This window comes from Kamptonema sp. PCC 6506, assembly GCF_000180455.1.
In the GTDB taxonomy this organism is placed as follows: domain Bacteria; phylum Cyanobacteriota; class Cyanobacteriia; order Cyanobacteriales; family Microcoleaceae; genus Kamptonema; species Kamptonema formosum.
This window is the reverse complement of sequence record NZ_CACA01000041.1, coordinates 1-19,337: the sequence shown is the minus strand read 5'-3', so window position 1 is coordinate 19,337 and position 19,337 is coordinate 1. Positions and strand designations below refer to the sequence as shown.

Annotated in this window: 12 protein-coding genes and 1 pseudogene; 9 read left to right on the top strand and 4 right to left on the bottom strand. The window is 44.6% G+C overall.

What is annotated here, in order from left to right; genetic code table 11:
* Positions 1–142: 142 nt before the first annotated feature.
* A complete protein-coding gene (locus OSCI_RS02390; protein WP_007353257.1) occupies positions 143–3,229 on the top strand; it encodes a hypothetical protein in 3,087 nt (1,028 codons plus the stop codon).
* Positions 3,230–3,350: 121 nt separating this feature from the next.
* Positions 3,351–3,818 carry a Crp/Fnr family transcriptional regulator gene (locus OSCI_RS02385; protein ID WP_007353256.1) on the top strand — a complete coding sequence of 156 codons (468 nt, stop codon included), beginning with the start codon at positions 3,351–3,353 and terminating at the stop codon, positions 3,816–3,818.
* Between the two features lie 353 nt (positions 3,819–4,171).
* On the opposite strand, the gene OSCI_RS02380 is transcribed toward OSCI_RS02385, so the two are convergent.
* Both OSCI_RS02380 and OSCI_RS02375 read right to left on the bottom strand, forming a co-directional pair.
* Positions 4,172–4,507, bottom strand: a complete 336-nt coding sequence (locus tag OSCI_RS02380; RefSeq protein WP_007353255.1) for a DUF4870 domain-containing protein — start codon at positions 4,505–4,507, stop codon at positions 4,172–4,174.
* A gap of 102 nt (positions 4,508–4,609) precedes the next feature.
* On the bottom strand, positions 4,610–7,468 hold the full coding sequence (locus OSCI_RS02375; protein WP_007353254.1) for a PAS domain S-box protein: 2,859 nt from the start codon (positions 7,466–7,468) through the stop codon (positions 4,610–4,612).
* A gap of 635 nt (positions 7,469–8,103) precedes the next feature.
* On the opposite strand from OSCI_RS02375, the gene prfC reads away from it, so the two are divergent.
* Both prfC and OSCI_RS02365 read left to right on the top strand, forming a co-directional pair.
* Entirely contained in the window at positions 8,104–9,732 is a 1,629-nt protein-coding gene (prfC, locus tag OSCI_RS02370; protein ID WP_007353253.1) for a peptide chain release factor 3, read from the top strand.
* A 9-nt stretch (positions 9,733–9,741) separates the two neighbouring features.
* A pseudogene (locus tag OSCI_RS02365) lies at positions 9,742–9,936 on the top strand (hypothetical protein); the annotation flags it as partial.
* Positions 9,937–10,023: 87 nt separating this feature from the next.
* On the opposite strand, the gene OSCI_RS02360 reads toward OSCI_RS02365, so the two are convergent.
* Positions 10,024–10,965: a hypothetical protein gene (locus OSCI_RS02360; RefSeq protein WP_007353251.1), complete on the bottom strand. Its 942-nt coding sequence runs from the start codon at positions 10,963–10,965 to the stop codon at positions 10,024–10,026.
* A gap of 239 nt (positions 10,966–11,204) precedes the next feature.
* On the opposite strand from OSCI_RS02360, the gene OSCI_RS02355 reads away from it, so the two are divergent.
* The 3 genes from OSCI_RS02355 (at position 11,205) to OSCI_RS02345 (ending at position 13,805) form a co-directional block, all read left to right on the top strand.
* Positions 11,205–12,110, top strand: coding sequence for an AraC family transcriptional regulator (locus OSCI_RS02355; RefSeq protein ID WP_007353250.1), 906 nt, complete (start codon positions 11,205–11,207; stop codon positions 12,108–12,110).
* 153 nt (positions 12,111–12,263) lie between these two features.
* The gene (locus tag OSCI_RS02350) at positions 12,264–13,019 is read left to right on the top strand and encodes an NB-ARC domain-containing protein (protein ID WP_007353249.1); all 756 of its coding nucleotides are present in this window, start codon (positions 12,264–12,266) and stop codon (positions 13,017–13,019) included.
* 24 nt (positions 13,020–13,043) lie between these two features.
* Positions 13,044–13,805, top strand: coding sequence for a hypothetical protein (locus OSCI_RS02345; protein ID WP_007353248.1), 762 nt, complete (start codon positions 13,044–13,046; stop codon positions 13,803–13,805).
* 173 nt (positions 13,806–13,978) lie between these two features.
* Here OSCI_RS02345 and OSCI_RS02340 read toward each other — a convergent pair whose 3' ends face one another.
* Complete coding sequence (locus tag OSCI_RS02340) at positions 13,979–15,016, bottom strand: hypothetical protein (protein WP_007353246.1); 1,038 nt, start codon at positions 15,014–15,016, stop codon at positions 13,979–13,981.
* 233 nt (positions 15,017–15,249) lie between these two features.
* On the opposite strand from OSCI_RS02340, the gene OSCI_RS02335 reads away from it, so the two are divergent.
* Together OSCI_RS02335 and ftsH are read left to right on the top strand one after the other, a co-directional pair.
* Positions 15,250–17,301, top strand: a complete 2,052-nt coding sequence (locus tag OSCI_RS02335; RefSeq protein ID WP_007353245.1) for a S8 family serine peptidase — start codon at positions 15,250–15,252, stop codon at positions 17,299–17,301.
* A 96-nt stretch (positions 17,302–17,397) separates the two neighbouring features.
* A complete protein-coding gene (ftsH, locus tag OSCI_RS02330; protein WP_007353244.1) occupies positions 17,398–19,320 on the top strand; it encodes an ATP-dependent zinc metalloprotease FtsH in 1,923 nt (640 codons plus the stop codon).
* The last annotated feature ends 17 nt before the right edge of the window (positions 19,321–19,337 follow it).

Genomic DNA, 19,337 nt, shown 5'->3' with positions numbered 1-19,337 from the left:
AGAGGAGCAAGGGAGCAGGGGTAGCTAAATCCTCCCCAGTCTCTCAGTCCCTCCATCTGTCCCTCTCCCAGTACCCCAGTCTCCCAATTCCCACTCCCTCGATCGATCGGGGACAAGCTACTACATAGGGATAAAATGCTGCATGGAACTGACAAATCAGCGGTTGACCAAAAACCGGTTCGGACAGGGATTATTGCGATCGCTCAATCTCCGTCCTGAAGAAGTAGAGCGGACTCTGCTGATGTTCGCAGTCTACACTGTCACCTCCATAGGCTTGATCTGGCTGGAACTCAGCACGATCAGCCTATTTTTAGACGAATATGGAGCCGACAAGCTCCCCTGGATATACATAGCTACTGCGGCTACAGGCTCAGGCTTAGGCTTTACCTATTCCTGGCTGCAAAAAATCATTCCTCTGCGGCGGGTGATTGTAGTCGTACTCCTATTTATGGCAGTCCCCCTGTTCCTCTTTCGCCTGGGTATCGGGGCGAAAGATATCCAGCTTAACTTCGGGCTACTGACCCTGAAATTGGGATTTATTACCCTATTCATGACATGGCTGTGGGTAGAAGCTTGCTATAACCTGAGCGACCTCAATACCTCGATCACGTCGAATCAACTATTTAATATCCGTGAGATCAAACGCACTTACCCCATAGTCAGCAGCGGGTACTTAGTAGCTGGGGTAATCTCAGGTTTCTCCCTGCCTGTACTCCTGAAATTCATCGGGCTGGATAACGTTACTCTTGTATCTGGCGTAATGGTAATTTGTGGGGCAGGTATTTTATTTTACCTATCAGAAAGCTACGAACAAGCTTTCCCTGATACTGCCCGTTGGGTAGACGATGAAGATGATGATGAGGATCAACCAGACTTCAGCGCAGGAAGTGTTTTCGGCCCGCTGCTAGGTTATATTATTCCTCTTGTCGGCTTCTTCGTAATGGCTGAAGTTTTATATGTATTTGTAGATTTTGAATTTTTTACGCAAATAGAACTGCAATATCCCGAAGATGACGGCGGTAGCGAAATTGCAAAATTTTTAGGCTTATTGGAAGGTGCAATTAGTGTCTGTCAGGTGGGTACTCAGTGGTTTGCTTCTAGCCGTCTGGTAGATCGGATTGGCGTATTCGTGACTGCAATGATTCTCCCCGCAGGAGCGGCGATCTTAGGCGTACTCTCTTTTGTAGGAGCAATCACGGGGATATTTTCTGTGTTTGTGGGGATGGTAATCCTGAGAGTTTTAGATGAATTGCTACACTATACTCTCCAAGAAACTAGCGGGCCGGTGCTGTTTCAACCCATACCAGATAGCACGCGCAATTACGTACAGACAATAGTTAATGGTGTGGTAGAGCCTTTATCAACTGGTGTGACTGGGGCCTTTATCCTGCTAGTTGTTTGGATTAGTGGCAAGCTATTTTCGTTTGAGGATAGCCGGGAGCTTCAGAATGCTCAAGGTTTAATATTGGTAGGGGCGATTGTGGTGAGTGCCGCAGTCTGGCTGGGGATTATTTGGGTAATCCGCTCTCAATATGTTGGTCTGTTGGTAAAAAGTGCCGAACGGGGGCGCTTAGGATTTTCGGATGTAGATTTACCTACTCTTAAAAAAGCTGTAATCGCAACTCTAGAACAGCCGAGTCCAGAAGAAGATAAACGCTCTTGTATTGAACTACTGAGCCAAATTGACCCGAAAAATGTGGGGCAAGTCTTGGCTCCTTTGCTGGCAATTCTGCCTCCTTCATTGCAGCGACAGAGCTTGGAAACAATGCTCAATCACCCGAATCCAGATTATCTCGAACCTGTGCGCTCTCTAACTGAGCGGGATTTGCCTCCAGAAGTTTTGGCTTTAGCTCTACGCTATGTCTGGCTGACGGAACCGGAACCAGATATCAGCCAATTACGCCCTTATCTGCAATCGACTGTAGATCCTGTGGTGCGGGGTACAGCCGCAGCTTTGATTATGCGTCGGGGCGATCGCGAACAAAAAGCAGAAGCAACAAATACTCTGCGGCGAATGCTCACAAATAAACAAGAGCGGGAACGGGTAATGGGTACGAGGGCTCTGGGAGAAGCTGACTATTTGCAAGGGCTACGCCTCTATATCCCTAACTTACTCCAAGATGAATCCCTGCGCGTTCGCTGTGCTTTGCTAGAAGCGATCGCCTCTACTCACCTAGAAGAATACTACCCATCCCTGTTGCGGGGTCTATCTTACAAATCCACCCGCGAAGCTGCTCTCCAAGCTTTGGTTCGTCTAGAAAATGACGCAATTCCCCTGTTGGTAGATTTAGCCAATGATATCCATAAATCTGACTTAGTACGGCTCCAAGCTTGGACAGCGATCGGTCAAATTGGCACGCTTCCAGCTCTCGATGCTTTGGTAAGTCATGGGATGACAGCTTGGGGTAAATCCCGCCGTAATATCCTCCGCATCCTGCTGAAAATGCCCAGAGAAGCGGGAATTGAAGGCGTGTTAGACCGCATGGGCCGTAGTGGTTTGGAATTGTTGATAGACCAAGAGCTGATGTTTATCGGTCAGATTTATGCCGCTACGATCGATTTTTCGAGGATGACCGGCCCACAGCAGGCAGAAGAGAGCGATCGCTCTGATAATTCTGGACAATTAACCGCAGACTATGCAGAATTGCTAAGGCGCGCTCTGCGGGGGCTAGAATCCGATGCCATTGAACGCTGCTTTTTGCTGATGAAGTTCCTTTATCCTTTGGACGCAATACAAGCCGCTGCTTTTAATATCCAATCTGAATCTAAGTCCAATATGGCACGAGGTCTGGAAATTCTGGATAATACTGTTGATTTGCCTAATAAGCGAGCGCTCATTAACATCCTCGATCGCCACTCTGAGCAAGAAAAATTGCAAGGGCTTTCGGAGCTATTAGCTTATAGACCCCTAGCTCCGAGCGATCGCTTACGCCGTTTATTGGATCTGCGCCACTTCCTTTCTGACTGGGCCTTGGCTTGCTGCTTTCACTTGGCGCGGGAGTCTCGCTGGAGTCTGACGGCGGAACAGACTTTAGTCTGTTTGCGCCACCCAACGGGGTTTGTGCGCGAAGCAGTGCTCGCCTACTTGAGAATTGCTTCCCCCCGCGCTCTGGTGGAATTGCTACCGATGCTGCAAAATGATGCCGATCATCTCGTAGCAGCTCAAGTTCAGCAGATGATGGGAGAGTTGGGTGTCAGTTCCCATCAATCTCACGTTGCTCCAGGGTAGGAGGAGAGGGCGATCTCCAGATTTCCCTTTTCCTTTGCCTTTCCTTCCCAGTTAACAGTTAACGGTTAACGGTTAACAGTTAACGGTTAATAGTTAACAATTTTAAAATCCACAATGGCTTATGTTAACCAGCGTTGAACGCCTATTATTTGTCAGGGGAGTTCCGATTTTTAAGGAACTGCGAGATGATTTTCTCGTGCGTCTAGCATCTGTGATGGACGAGCTTTCTTTTCCATCTAAATACAGCATTTTTACTGAAGGTCAAGAAGGGCGATCGCTTTATATTGTTGTTTCTGGTAAAGTCAGAGTACATATAGGCGATCGCGACCTAGCACAGTTAGAACAGGGTACTTTTTTTGGCGAAATGTCCCTGTTTGACGCTGAACCGCGTTCGGCTTCGATCACGACTATTGAAAAATGCGAGTGTTTGATGCTGACTCAGATGCAGCTCTATGATGCTATTGATGAAACGCCGGGAATTGCTGTCAATATTATCCGTCTACTCTCGCGTCGCATTCGCGAACTCAATCAAAAAATCAATGCTAAACAAGCAGCAGAGCACCAAGCTGAAGTTGCTAAAGTTAATTGAGAATTAAAAGTTAAAAATTAAAAATTAAGAGCGAATCAGCAATTTTTAATTTTTAATTTTTAATTCTGAATCTAGGTTGTAGGGTGAGCGCTGAAAGTTAAGATATTGGTGGCGCTCAGGGTATACATTAGAGAAGCACTCATCCTACAACTATAGCAACCGCCACAACGGTCTTGACATTCAAGGGTCGCCCAAACCCGTTCTAGTATTGCATTTTCCTTCTACATAAGAGCCTTCTGCCTTCTGCCTCCTGCCTCCTGCCGTATTACTAATCCATGACAGTCAGCAAAAAATGAAATACAAAAGCAAAACCCGCCGAAGCGGGTTTGAATAAAAAGAGTAAAAATCAGCTCTTAAACCAGGCGAAAAATAAAAGGATAACGGTAAGGCTGATCGGGATCTGCCAAAATTTTGACAATAGCCAAAATTGGCATTACCCAACTGATAATTCCCAACAAAACCAATAGCGGGAAACCAATTAAAACCCAAATCAGCACCCCAGCAACTGCACCGTAGATGTAGAGGTTAATGTGAAAATTGAGAGATTCTTTGGCATTATCCTTAACCACTGGGTCGTCGGATACTAGCAAAATAGCTATGGGTATGCCGATAGACACAAGTGTAGCGCTGAAAAATATTGCCCCGTGACTCAAACCTGATAGTAGTTTCCGCTTGTCGGAGTCGTACATATTAGCCTCCATCTCCTTTTGTTATAAGTTTCCTTTTTACACAACTTTAGCACAGCCTCGCCCCTCGAAGCTGTTCCATTGTTCCATTTTTAATTTTTAAGACTATATGGCCTCAGCAACAGGAAGACCAGAAATCAACTTTTTATTACTTTGCTGTCGAACTGGAATCTCGATTGCAAATTCTGCCCCTTCTCCTAGTGCAGAAATGCAGTACAACTGACCGCCGTGTTTTTCTACTACAATTTGATAGCTAATTGATAAACCCAGACCAGTTCCCTTGCCTACTTCTTTAGTAGTAAAAAAGGGGTCAAATAGCTTACTCCGCACTTCCTCAGTCATTCCCGGGCCATTGTCTTTAATTTTAATAGCGATGCGATCGCTATCTATAACTTCAGTCCGAATCCAAATCGTAGGTAATTGAGCATTCAGTGTTGGGGATTGTTGTTCTTGCTGTTTCTGCTTGAGTCTTAGCTCATGTAAAGCATCGATCGCATTAGCAAGTAGATTCATAAAGACTTGGTTCAACTGTCCGGGACAACACTCGATCGAAGGCAAGCTACCGTAGTCTTTAATAACTTGAATGCTTAACTCTTCTGGTTTTTCCTTAAGATTATTTTGCAAGATCAGCAGCGTACTGTCAATACCTTCATGAACGTTAACTTCTTTGACTTCTGATTCGTCGAGACGTGAGAAGTTTCGCAGGGACAAGACAATAGAGCGAATTCGCTCAGTTCCTAGTTTCATTGAAGATAACAACTTCGGCAAATCTTCACTCATAAATGCCAAGTCTATATTGTCGATCCGCTCTTGAATTTCGGGAGTTGGTTTGGGATAGTATTTTTGGTAAAGTTCCACTAAATCTAGTAAATTTAGGGCGTAGTCACTGGTATAGCTAATATTGCCATGAATAAAATTGATCGGATTATTAATTTCGTGGGCAACACCGGCTACCATCTGACCTAGAGAGGACATTTTTTCAGTTTGGATCAGATGAGCTTGAGTTTTTTGTAACTGCTGCAAAGCTTGCTCTAATTGTTCTGCTTGAGCTTGAGCGTGGAAAGCGACTTGGCGAGTTTGGCTGTAAATTTCAGCTTGATCGAGTGCGATTGCTAATTGATTTGTCACTGCTTGCAAAAGTTCTACTTCACTGTCTGGCCATACCCGCACGCAACTCTGATGTCCGCACACTAAAACCCCTATTTCTCCCGACTGGGTTTGAATTGGCAAGGAGAGATAAGAAATCATCCCAAAAGACAGTAAAAATTTCTGCATTTCTGGCTCAGATAACGTACTAGCATCATTAACTCGGATGATTGATAGTTGTAGTAAACGATCTGTCCAACGACCTATTTGTTCGCCAGAATAGAAGCCAATATAACTATCCAAACTTGTATCCTTGGCTTCATTTACTACTTCCCAATAGCAGTTTTCTATCGGCACTATTTGGCATTTGGGTCGAGATTTATCGGCAGAATCAGTAAAATAGTTGACTGATATTTTTTCCTCTGGGTCAAGCTTTTTAGTTATTTCGAGTATATTTTCCGCCGCCGATTTAGCATTTAATTCTTTCGTCTTTGGACGATACCAAAGAAAATAGCAGCGGTCAATTTGCAACAAATTTCTAATTTGATTTACTGTTGTTTGTAGGATGGTATCAAGGTCTAGAGAATTGCGAATTTGACTCGCTAAACGGTTGAGTAATTCTTCGTGCTGAGCGAGTTGTCTAAATTGAATTTCTGACTGCTGAAGTGCTAACTGAACTTGTTTGCGATCGCTGACATCTACCGCCAAACCAATTAAACCAATTGCCTTGCCAGATTCACCTTTAAGCTTAGCTTTGATGATTTCTAAATCGTGAAATTTACCATCTACAAAAAGCAGAGTTTCTTCTGAGTGATGAGGTGCGTCTTGACTCCAGCAAGCTGCATCAGATGTTAGGGAGTTTACCGACTCTTCTTTACCGATAATTTCTGAATAGTGAGGAACCTCTAAAAAGCGAGACTCAGTAACTCCCATATCTTCACAAAAAGTCTTATTCACAAATTGCATTTTGCCTTTTGTATCTGTCATCCAAATCCAAATCGGAGCGTGGTCTAGAATAGTTCTCAAGGTGCGCTTTTGGTTGACTAACCCTTCCTCTGCTCGCAGTCTATCGCTGATGTCAAGAACTAGGGACAAAATTGACACCAAAGTTCCAGACTCATCCATAAATGCGGAGTTATACCACTCACAGTAAATAATAGAATTGTCCTTAGTATAGTTGCGGTGTTTACTAATATTACGAGGTTCGTTGCCGTAGAGAAGTTTAAGCACGCTCGAGCTGACGGCTTCTGCATCTTCAGGATGAATTAATTGCCATTCCGCAGGGTGTTTTCCTATCACTTCATTGGCTTTCCAACCAAAGATTTTTTCCGCTTGCCGCGACCACCGCTTCACCCGAAATTCACTATCCCATTCTACCACTGCCACAGGCGAATTCTCGACATGAAAAGTCAATTGCTGGTAAGCTTGGTCTAGTTCTAATCTTGCCTGCTGGCGCTCCTTAATTTCTATTTCTAGTTTCCTGTTAACTGCTGCTAATTGTGCTGGACTTGGAAGAGCTAAGATTTTAGGAATTAACCACACTAAGAGTACGGCTACACAGGCAGAAATAATAGCTGTAAACGCATTGAGGAAACCTGCTAGCCAATAGGTAGGATGCCATAGCGTCCAGATATTCATGAGGTGTCCCGTGCCACAGGCAATAATAAAACTGCCAAAGGAGAGAAATATCCAGTTAAAAGGCAAATCGCCGCGCTTGCGGACTAAATGTACTAAGGTTAGAGGAATGGAATAGTAGGATAGAGCAATTATTGCATCCGAAACTACGTGAAGCCTGACTAATCCCGGCTTCCATAGATAGCAATGACCGTGAGGAATAAACTGTCCTGCGGTAAAAAAATTATGCCAATTATCGAGCATGATTCTTGCCTTTACTTGCCAGAGATTAACAGTCGGTAAGTAGATGATAATTAAAAAGGATTGCTTGTTGTCGTGTCTGATGTCACACCCTATGATTGTAAACGATAAATTACTTTACCAAAGAAGAGAGTTGAATGGTTCGCACTATCAATCCGTTTTTATTACCCTTTCTAAGCTCTAATGTCAATAACTTATTCTTTTATATTAATATTGACTTTCTTGATGGTAAGTTTGGTGAAATCTAATTTAGTAATATTCCTTAATTACAATCACTGTGAGTAGAAATCACAAGGAAGTATTTTCGTTAAAAAACCCGGTTTCTTTGGTTGGGTGCGTAAGTCCTGTAAAACTCAATTATACATAGTAAACAATAGGATTATACAAACTTATTGTCGAGCTTAAATTGGTATGACATTTATGGTTTAGCTTAACCGATCGCCGATCGAGGTGTTGGCGCTCACCCAAGTATAGCGATCGCGATCGCACCTTACTATTGAACAAACAAATCCCCCAGTCCCCAATCCTGCCATCCAAAATCCACCTTCTCAAGGACACCCTTCAAGCAACCGACAATCAAGAGTACCAATAATTCCTATAATAAAGACTGGGCCAAGATTTTTCCCTGTAATTCTTCTATGACCACAGAGCTTGAGACAGAACTGCAAACCGCTGTTGAGCGTCGTCGCAACTTTGCGATTATCTCCCACCCTGACGCGGGTAAAACCACTCTCACAGAAAAACTGCTGCTGTACGGAGGTGCAATTCACGAAGCGGGTGCAGTCAAGGCGCGGCGGGCCCAGCGTCACGCTACCTCAGACTGGATGGCGATGGAACAACAACGGGGAATTTCGATTACTTCTACAGTGTTGCAGTTCGAGTATCAAAAGTATCAGATTAATTTACTCGATACTCCCGGACACCAAGATTTTAGTGAAGATACTTACAGAACTTTGGCCGCCGCTGATAACGCAGTGATGCTAGAAGATGCGGCGAAAGGTTTAGAACCACAAACACGGAAATTGTTTGAAGTTTGCCGAATGCGCGGTTTGCCAATATTTACATTTTTCAATAAACTTGACAGGCCGGGGAGAGAACCGCTGGAATTGTTGGATGAAATTGAGAAAGAATTGGGTTTGCAGACTTATGCGGTGAATTGGCCCATTGGAATGGGCGATCGCTTTAAAGGCGTTTACGATCGCCGCCAAGGTCAGATTCACTTATTTGAGCGTGCGGGACACGGTTCGCGGGAGGCGATCGATACAGTTATAGAGTTAGGCGATCCTCGTATTGAAGAACTGTTAGAGAAAGACCTTTACTATCAACTTAAAGATGACCTAGAACTTTTAGAAGCAGTCGGTTCCGAACTCGATTTAGAATTAGTTCGCGCTGGGAAAATGACACCCGTATTCTTTGGTAGTGCCATGAGTAACTTTGGGGTGGAGTTATTTTTGGATGCGTTTCTAGATTATGCCCTCAAGCCTGGAACTCACAAAAGTAGTATGGGCGAAATGCCACCAACTTACCCAGAATTTACTGGTTTTGTGTTTAAACTGCAAGCAAATATGGACCCGAAACACCGAGATCGGGTGGCATTTATTCGGGTTTGTACCGGCAAATTTGAGAAAGATATGACAGTGAATCACTCTCGTACTGGTAAAGTTGTACGATTGTCAAGACCTCAAAAGTTATTTGCCCAAGATCGGGAATCCATAGAAGTTGCTTATCCTGGGGATGTAATTGGGTTGAATAATCCGGGAGTATTTGCAATTGGCGATACGATTTACAACGGTCAAAAACTAGAGTATGAAGGAATACCCTGTTTTTCACCCGAACTTTTTGCTTATTTGAGAAATCCCAATCCCTCTAAATTCAAACAATTTCGTAAAGGTATTTCCGAGTTACAAGAAGAGGGGGCAGTACAAATTATGTACTCGGCAGATGATGCTAAGCGCGATCCAATTTTAGCCGCAGTTGGGCAATTACAATTTGAAGTAGTGCAATTCCGAATGCAGAATGAATACGGCGTAGAGTCGCTGTTAGAGTTATTACCTTTTACCGTTGCTCGTTGGGTTGATGGTGGTTGGGATGCGCTGGAAAAAGTGGGGAGATTATTTAATACAGTGACAGTCAAAGATGGCTGGGGGCGACCAGTTTTACTGTTTAGAAATGAATGGAATTGTCAACAAGTGGAAGGCGAACATCCGGCCTTGAAATTGAATAAGATTGCGCCTGTAGTTTCTGGTTTAGAAATTACCGATAATTGAGGTGAAGTCATGACTTATATTACCGAGGAAATTGGTCAAATTACTCGTTTACCAGATCATACTGAAATCCCAGAAACAGATGGTACGTTTGTGGAAAAATTTCAGGAGCATCCGCAAAGTATTCTATTAACAGATTCCCTCGAATCTGTACTTCAAAATCTCCATCCAGAAGGTGATTATGCTATTGGTCAAGATACTGGAATTGAACCTGAAGTTTGATAGATAAAAAAGTAGGGTGCGCGCGGCGTACCCTACTACTGCTTTTAAACCTAAATGAATCCAACTGACTACTTAGGTCGGGGGAAGAGCATAAAAAGCAACCCCCTCATCCCGGAAATCTGACCTCGCCTGTACCACCGCCCGCGTCGCTGCGCTAGCGGTGTAAAAGTGTGTAATATTTTGCGGATTTTCCCGTTCCCTCGCCAGGTTAGTAAAACGAAAGACGGGTATCGCACCCGAAACTGCCGTGTTATATGAATTGAAAACCTCCCCTTCAGCACGGAACTGGGGTAAGTTGTCGCGAACAAACTGTATGTCAGTAGGTTTATTTGTATAGAAGTAGGTTCCTGATGCTGTATTGAAGAAGCGTTGAACCTTTGCGTTACCGGCGGCCGGAGCGATAAATTCATCGCCTTCACTCTGGTAACGAGTAGGGTTGTTCAGTCGCTCATTTTTCTCTGTCGGGTCAGTGGTATAAAAATGCCCTCCTGCTGTCTTGTCAAAGAAACGTCGGACGGGAAGGTTGCCTGTTAGAGGGTCCCCGCCACTGCCCGGGATGATGTTGCCTGCTGCATCTAAAGTCACACCTGTTACGGGGTCTTTCAAGGCGACAGTGCCATTGGGAGTTGAAACCTGTAATGTGAAAGGCTGAGGAAGTGATGATAACGCACTAAAGCTAGTCACGCGGACTACATAGTCCACACCAGGCAGACTTGTAAGCGCCGCTATTCTTGAGTTGAGGCCGCCGCCGCTATCATCATCCTGAGCAACAAAAGTACCCGTCTCAGCGAGATTCGCACCCCTGCTGCCTTTGGGTATCTGATAGACTTCCACGTAAGGGTCATAGGTGCTCGCATCTTTAAAAAGATCGATTGATATAGGCTCATTAACTAACTGTACTTCTAAGAGGTAATCTTTAGCGCGAGTTGTTGTACCAGTAGCATCAGACGAGTTGGGAGTAAAAATATTCTTGTCTGTTGCAGTTAGCCGATTTGTCAGTTGAATTGATGCCATTTAAGCTGTCCTCTTAACTTTTCTGACAGCAGGTGTTATAAAATCCCGCTCTCTACATTTATAAAATACTCAAGACCGATAAGTCACCTAACAGCTATTAGTAGTTTTATTAGGTATTTTTCTGAGAATTACTCAATTTGGCATATTATACAGAAAGTTTCCTTATAACTCGTAGTTATAAGGATGAGGCAGCTACTGGAAAAAAATTTGATCCATAGGTATTGGAAGGACCGAAAAGGATGCTAACAGAAAGACCCTTAGCTATTGATTATTCTCAACAAGATGCAACTTCAAAGTTTGTTCCGCGCCCGCTTATTCACTCCAGTCATGACGCGGGATGGAAAAATATTCATCTAGCACACTATCAACTGCCTGCAATGGAAATTCCTGAAATATGTGGTTTGCAACATATAATTTGTCTTCCATTTTGGAAGCAGCCAACAGAAATGGAATTAGCCTTTGATGGTAAGCGTCACCTAGTGCAGCATGACCAGGAGGAAACGGGTTGCATTGAAATACTTCCTGCTTACGCACCTATTAAGGCTAGGTGTAGTCAGGAATTTGATATCACTCACTGCTACCTTGAGCCTACATTTCTTAATCATGCCGCCTATGAGTCAGTAAACCCAGATCGAGTTGAAGTTAATCTCACGCTTAAAAAACCAGATCCGCTAGTTTGGCAAATTATCTTAGCACTGACAGCAGTATTGGAAAACCATCCAAATAATAGTTGCTTTTATGCGGATTCAATGGCGACGGCTCTAGCGGCTCATTGCTTAACATATTACTCAACCCGTAAGCATATTCTGATGGAATATGCTTACGGGTTGCCCAAATACAAACTGAAGCAAGCTATTGAATATATCAACGATCGTTTTAGTGAAAATGTATCGTTAGCAGAAATTTCAGCCGAATTAGGTATGAGTCAATACTATTTCTGTCGATTGTTTAAGCAATCAACGGGAATGACTCCTCATGCCTACTTAATTCAGCAACGAGTAGAGCGATCGAAGCAACTATTGAAGCAGACAGAATGGACAATAAACAATATTGCGATCGAGTGTGGCTTTGCCAATCCCAGTCATTTTGCAAAGTGCTTTCGCCGATACACAGGCATTTCACCTAAACAGTTTCGCATGATTTAGCAAGATTATGTTCAAATCGCAAAGAAGTGTTCGACTTGAGCTGGCAAAACAGATTAAAGTCGCTTTCAAGGTTGCATCAGGTGCATCTAACTTTTTCCGACTGACAAAGTAGCTGTATCGAGTTGACGGAGTGTTTACTTATTATGAATATACATGACATACCAAAATAAACTTTTACAAATACCAGCACAGAAGTTTCTAGAGGCTGAGGCTTGCTGGAATCTCGAACAGTTATATGCAGATTTGACAGCGGCCAAGCAAGACTACACTAGCAGTAGAAAGCAGCGACTCACTCCTTTAGAAAAAACGTACCTGCGAGGATTGCTTTGCAATTATAGCCCGCAGGAAATTGCCGCCGCACTCCATCGTAAATGCACGGGTATTAGAGTAGATTTATCGAGAGGGCTGTATCGCTACATAGAAGTTTTAACGCTGCAACAACCCCAAGACTGGAAAGAAATCCCAACTATGCTAGAAATATGTGGTTATAAACAAAATAGTAGCACAGAAACATTGCATTCTACATTGATAAATTCTGCCCAAACTCCCCAAACTCCCATCGAAAATAGAACTGAATGGGGGCTGGCGGTAGATCCCTCTATTTTCTACGGGCGTACAACAGAAATTGCTAACTTAAAGCAATGGATTTTACAGGAAAACTCTCGCTTAGTTGCTATATTGGGTATGGGTGGCATTGGCAAAACTGCTTTAGCATCTAAGCTAAGAAATATGATTAAAGACCAGTTTGAGTGCTTGATTTGGCTCAACCTCAGTCATGCACCTCTATTGGCAGATACTCTGGTAAATTTAATCGAATGTTTATCCGATCGACCGCTAAGCGATTTAGGTAAATTGCGGTTAGTTAGTCACTCTAAAAAAAAATTTTTTCTAGCTGCGATCGCTCTCTGAGAGCGATCGCAGCTAGAATTTTCTTTGGAGAACCTAATCGCTTCCACAAATGCAATAGAACCGACAATCATCGCTGATGGTATCCAGCGGCTGATTCAGTGTTTACAAAAGCGTCGATGCTTGATAATCTTAGATGAGTGGGAAGCTGTTTTCAGCACTGAGCAGTTAACAGGAAATTATCGCAAAGGTTATCAAGTATATGGGGAATTTCTGAAACAAGTAGGAAAATCGCAGCATCAAAGTTGCTTGCTGTTGACTAGCTGCGAAAAACCCAAAGAAATTGCGGCGTTAGAAGGTCAAAATCAATCTGTACGGTCATTTAAATTGGGTAGTTTGGGAGAAGCGGCAGCGGACATCCTTAAAAACAAGGGTGTGTCTGAAGAAGGTGAATACTCAGAACTGATAGAGGCATACAGCGGCAATCCTTTAGCGTTAAAAATAGTAACAACAACTATTAAGGATATGTTTGGCGGCAGCATTGCTAAATTTTTAAGAAATGGGCTGTTTCTGGGAGATTATAGCGATACGTTATCTCGGCAGTTTAATCGCTTATCAGCATTAGAAATCCAGCTATTACACTGCATGGCGAAAGAAGTCATGCCTGTTGGGTGTGAAAATTTGTACTCAAATATTCAGCAAGATCGGGATTCAGAATTGCTGAAGGCGCTGGAATCGCTTTTAAGGCGATCGCTAATTGAAACAGTCCAAGCAGAAAGTGAAACCCTGTTCGCCCTTCAACCTGCGGTAAAAAAATATCTGATGTCTATTGCAGATTGTAAGCTCTAGGCTATCTTGGAAAGGACGCTATTTTTCGGGACTGTCATGGCATCTCCTACCAATCCTAATTTACCGGATTCATCTATTGAAAGATCTCTTGATGCTGGGTTAGCAGCTTTGAAGGTAAAGGATTATTCAGGCGCGAGCGCCCACCCTACGTTTAATTATGTCCGACTACTTACTTAACGGCGTTCATCTAACCAAGCAAAACCTGCACCGATGGCTTCTGCAAGAATACTAACAAAACGATAGAGAGCAACTGCGCTAACAATTAATGCTGGAGAAAATCGGCGATCTAGAAGTGCGATCGCCGTAGCTTCAAAAACTCCCAATCCTCCCGGAGCTCCTGGTATCACTAAGCCTAAAACATAGGCAAAACTAAAAGCACTAAATAATTGAGGAATCTCGCTAAAATTTATCGAAGTCAAGGCAGTTAAAGTCATTAAGAAACCGCCCCCGCGCAAACCTAAAAAAATGATTTCCCCCAATAAAGGCAGGAAGGGATAGCGTTTAATTTGGGGTATAGAATTAGTAATTGGTAATTGGTAATTGGTAATTGGTAATTGTTCGGATTCATTAAAGCCGTTATCTAATTGATTTTTGTCCCGATCTGTATTACCGCTTTTCTGTATTTGATTTTTACTCCCTAAACCTTTCATTTTTCCCACATATTGAACTAAGGGATTTAAAATATTGGGATGGACGGTCATCAAAATTGCTACTAAACTAAATACCTGCAAAGCTCGATTTTCTGGCTGACTGCCGATGGAAGCAATTAGCAAAGCAGCAGCAGCCATCAACAGCGGTTCTAGCAAAACACTAAGAGTAGCAATTGCTGCCGGGACTCCGACTTCTCTTGCTGCTTGGATGCGACCCCAAAAATGCCAAATATTGCCGGGTAAATACTTCCCGATATTAGTTTTCAGGAAAACTCGGATACCCCAAACAGTATCAACAGATTGATTAAATTCTCGTAAAATCCATAGCCACACCCAACCCGCCCAGATATGAGAAAGTAAAGTAACGCTAAGCGCGATCGCGAGCATGACAACACCCGTCTCGTCAATGCGGATCGCCGCCACTTCTTGCCAGTGATCTTTAAAAGCCTTAGCGACAAATAGGAGAGTACCACCTAAAATGAAATAGCGCAGATATGGCTTGAGGCGCGAAATCACAGGCTTAATTAAGTTGCTAACTCGCTGAAAGTTTTGCTGTACCATTATTGATAGTGTTAAACATCAAGCTCGATCTATCAGCCTGGGGCATCGTCTATGGTTAGGGGCTAGGATGCTTAGGGCTAGGGAAAGAAGGGAAAGAAGGGAAAGAGAATAAAAGTAAGAGTTTCCTCAAACGCCCATCAGTCCAATGCGTAAAAGCTTAGCAACCGCCAACTTACTACAAAGTCACATCTAAAAATCTAAAATCGAATCACCAACTTACGAGAACATCCTTTATGGCAGGCCCCAGCGCTGACGGCAGTTCCTATCTTTTAGACGACAGCCCCAACAGTTTAACCTTAACTCCGGGCTTTTTGGCTCCTTACCCCAATGGACTATTTGCCCTGGGTGGCAATGATTTCATCGTCGGTTCAGGCGATGCTGAACAGATTAGTGGCGACTTTGGCAACGATCGCATTCTAGGCGGTGGTGGTGCAGATATCCTATTCGGAGGTTCCGGTGACGACTTCCTCAACGGTGGTCAAGGCAACGACTTCCTCAGCGGAGAAGCAGGCAGCAATACCCTCCAAGGAGGTCGAGGAGATGACTTATTGATCGGTGGCGACGATGACAACATACTTGTAGGCGACTTCGGCCTAGATACCCTCGTCGGTGGCATCGGCCTAGATATCTTCATCCTTCGTACCGATGCAGCAACACTAGACCCAGGTGCAGCCGATATTATCGGCGACTTTGACAGTTTATCTGATTTTATTGGATTAACTGACGGCATCACCGAGGACGATCTGACTCTACAACAAGTTTCCCTGACTCCCGGCAGTACGGACACCCTGATTCAAATTCGGCAGTCTGGTGCTATTTTGGGAATTGCTCTTAATACCTCCCCCGATGACTTCATCGGAGGTTTCTTCCCTGCTACCAATCTATTAGGGAATGAACTCAACCAAGCTCGCGACTTGGGCGTACTTAACGGCAATAAAACTGTTAGTGACTTCGTGAGCATCGATAAACCACAGGATATCTACCGCTTCACTATTCCTACTATTAGTGATTTCCAATTAGTTCTCAGCAATTTGAGCGCTGATGCCGATGTTGCCATTATTAAAGACATCAACGACGACAAATCTATTGATGTCACAGATATTATCGATTCCTCCGAACAAGCAGATACAGAACCAGAGCAAATTACTATTGATTCCCTTTCCGCAGGAACCTATTACGTTAAGGTTTATCAATACGAGGGCGACACTAATTTCAGCTTGAATTTGTCGGCGACACCCAGCAGGGGAAACCCAGAAGGCATCGGTACGCAGAATTTTGACACTCGCTTCGGGTTTGGTTTGGTAGATGCAGCGGCCGCCGTTGCTCGTGCTGCTAACGCTCCTACTTTCCCAGACGTTCCTGATTTGGGTGGAGATGAATGGGGACGGGATTTAGTCAAAGCTCCCGAAGTTTGGGCAACAGGAATTACTGGGGAAAATGTAATAGTCGCGGTTCTAGATAGCGGCGTTGACTACAATCACCCCGAATTGTCAGACAATATATGGACAAACTTAGGCGAGACTGGTGTCGATCGCAACGGAATTGACAAAGCTAATAATGGGATAGATGACGATTTCAACGGCTTTATTGACGATTTTCACGGGTGGGATTTTATCGATAACGATAATGACCCGATGGATGAAAACAGTCACGGCACTCACGTATCCGGCATCATTGCTGCTAAACAAGATGGCGTTGGTATTACTGGGGTTGCTCCCAATGCCAAGATTATGCCTCTAAGGATACTTAACGCCGAAGGATCGGGCAAAACTGAGAATGAACTTGCTGCAATTCAGTATGCGATCGCAAATGGAGCAACTGTGATTAATCTGAGTGTGGGCGGTACAACATTGGAAACCGACGAACTAGAACTGATTCGCTTTGCACAAGCTAGAGGTGTAGTGGTGGTTTCGGCTGCGGGCAATGACTCCGGCCCTCGCCCAGATTACCCAGCCCGCTTTGCTTCCGAGGTAGGAATTGCCACAGGTTCAGTAGACCGCAATCAGAACCTTTCTTACTTCTCCAACCTTGCGGGTACTACAGTCCTCAATTATGTGGTTGCGCCAGGAGGAGAAGGGGGAAATCGAACTCAGGATGACATTTATTCGACAGTACCGTTATCTTTCCCTGGTATTCCCTATCGTTACTACGCAGGTACTTCGATGGCAACACCGCACGTATCTGGGGTTGTAGCTTTGATGCGGCAAGCTAATCCGAATTTGACGGCAGCCGAGATTAACAGGATTTTGGTGGAAACAGCCAACAGTTCTGGGGTGAGTGTTTAAAATTGGCTACTTTCAGTATGCAGAAAGAGCAAGGTTCCAGCCAAAAAGTTAAACTAGAATAAGGTTTAAGGCTGTACTCAAAAGGCGATCGCAATTATGAAAGGTCTTAGGAAACAAGCGTGGATAGGTCATCAGGCTGCAAAAAGCGACAGGCACCAAGCTAATATTGGGCGGCACTTGTGGCGCATCCTGGCCAGTTGGGCGATTTCCTCCAGCGTCATGCTGGGAGGGCCAGCCTTTGCCGACACAGCGCCAAACAGCATGACCTACAGCCAACTGCTGCAAAAAATCGAGCAGGGGCAAGTCTCCAAAATAGAACTAGATCCCGCCCAACGGCTAGCCAAAGTCAGGTTAGAGGGGCAAAAACCAACCGATCCAATGCAAGTGGTGAGCTTATTTGAGTACAACGCAGAACTCTTAGAGCAAATCCGCGCCAAAAAAGTAGATTTTGAAGTCAAGCCCTCTAGCGACAACAGTGCAGCAATGGGGCTAGCAGTCAATCTCTTGGTAATTTTTCTCGTGTTGGGCGTGTTAATGGCAATTCTGCGGCGGTCAACTCAGGCCCAAGGAAATGCCATGAACTTTGGCAAATCGAAAGCTCGCTTTCAAATGGAAGCCAAAACTGGCGTACTCTTTGATGATGTAGCTGGCATTGAAGAAGCCAAAGAAGAATTGCAAGAAGTCGTCACTTTCTTGAAAAAACCAGAGCGTTTTACGGCGATCGGTGCAAAAATTCCCAAAGGAGTATTGCTCATCGGGCCTCCTGGTACTGGTAAAACTTTACTGGCAAAAGCGATCGCAGGGGAAGCAGGCGTTCCCTTCTTCAGCATCTCCGGTTCCGAATTTGTCGAGATGTTTGTCGGTGTTGGCGCTTCGCGGGTGCGTGACTTATTCAAAAAAGCTAAAGAACACGCTCCCTGTATCGTTTTCATCGATGAAATCGACGCAGTAGGCCGACAACGGGGCGCAGGAATTGGCGGCGGTAACGACGAGCGAGAACAGACTCTCAATCAGTTACTCACAGAAATGGACGGCTTTGAAGGTAACAACGGCGTGATTATCATTGCCGCTACCAACCGCCCTGACGTGCTCGATACTGCCTTGCTGCGGCCGGGACGTTTCGATCGCCAAGTAATGGTAGATTTGCCCAGTTTCAAAGGCAGATTGGGGATTTTGCAAGTTCACGCCCGCAACAAAAAACTTGACCCGGAAGTTTCCTTAGAAACGATCGCCCGCCGCACACCCGGATTTTCCGGCGCTGACTTGTCGAATTTGCTCAACGAAGCCGCAATTTTAACAGCCAGACGGCGCAAAGATTCGATCGCCAACCTCGAAATTAACGACGCGATCGATCGGATCACCATCGGCCTCAAACTCAACCCACTTTTAGACAGTAAGAAAAAGTGGATGACAGCCTATCACGAAGTCGGACACGCCCTCGTCGCCACCTTGCTGCCAAATTCTGACCCCGTAGAAAAAGTAACTATCATCCCTCGTTCCGGCGGAGTTGAAGGCTTTACCAGCTTTACCCTCGACGACGAAATGGTAGACAGCGAAGGCCTGCGAAGCCGCGCTCTGCTGTTAAACCGGATTACAGTAGCCTTGGGCGGACGCGCTGCGGAGGCCGAAATCTATGGGCCAGACGAGATCGATACTGGTGCAGGCAGCGATATCAGGCACGTCACCGCCCTGGCTAGAGACATGGTAACGCTCTACGGGATGTCGGATTTAGGCCCTGTAGCTCTAGAAAGTCCTAATAACGAGGTATTTCTGGGTCGAGATTGGATGGCGCGATCGGAGTATTCCGAAGAGATGGCCGCTAAGATTGACAGGCAAGTACGGGCGATCGCGCTTCACTGCTACGAAGAATCCCGCCGCCTAATCCGCGAAAACCGAGCTTTAATCGACCGCTTAGTGGAGATTCTTCTAGATATGGAAACCATCGAAGGAGACGAGTTTAGGCAAATCGTAGCTCAATACACCGAATTGCCTAAAAAACAATTAGCACCTAGTCGTTAGGGTTAACTGTTATAGCT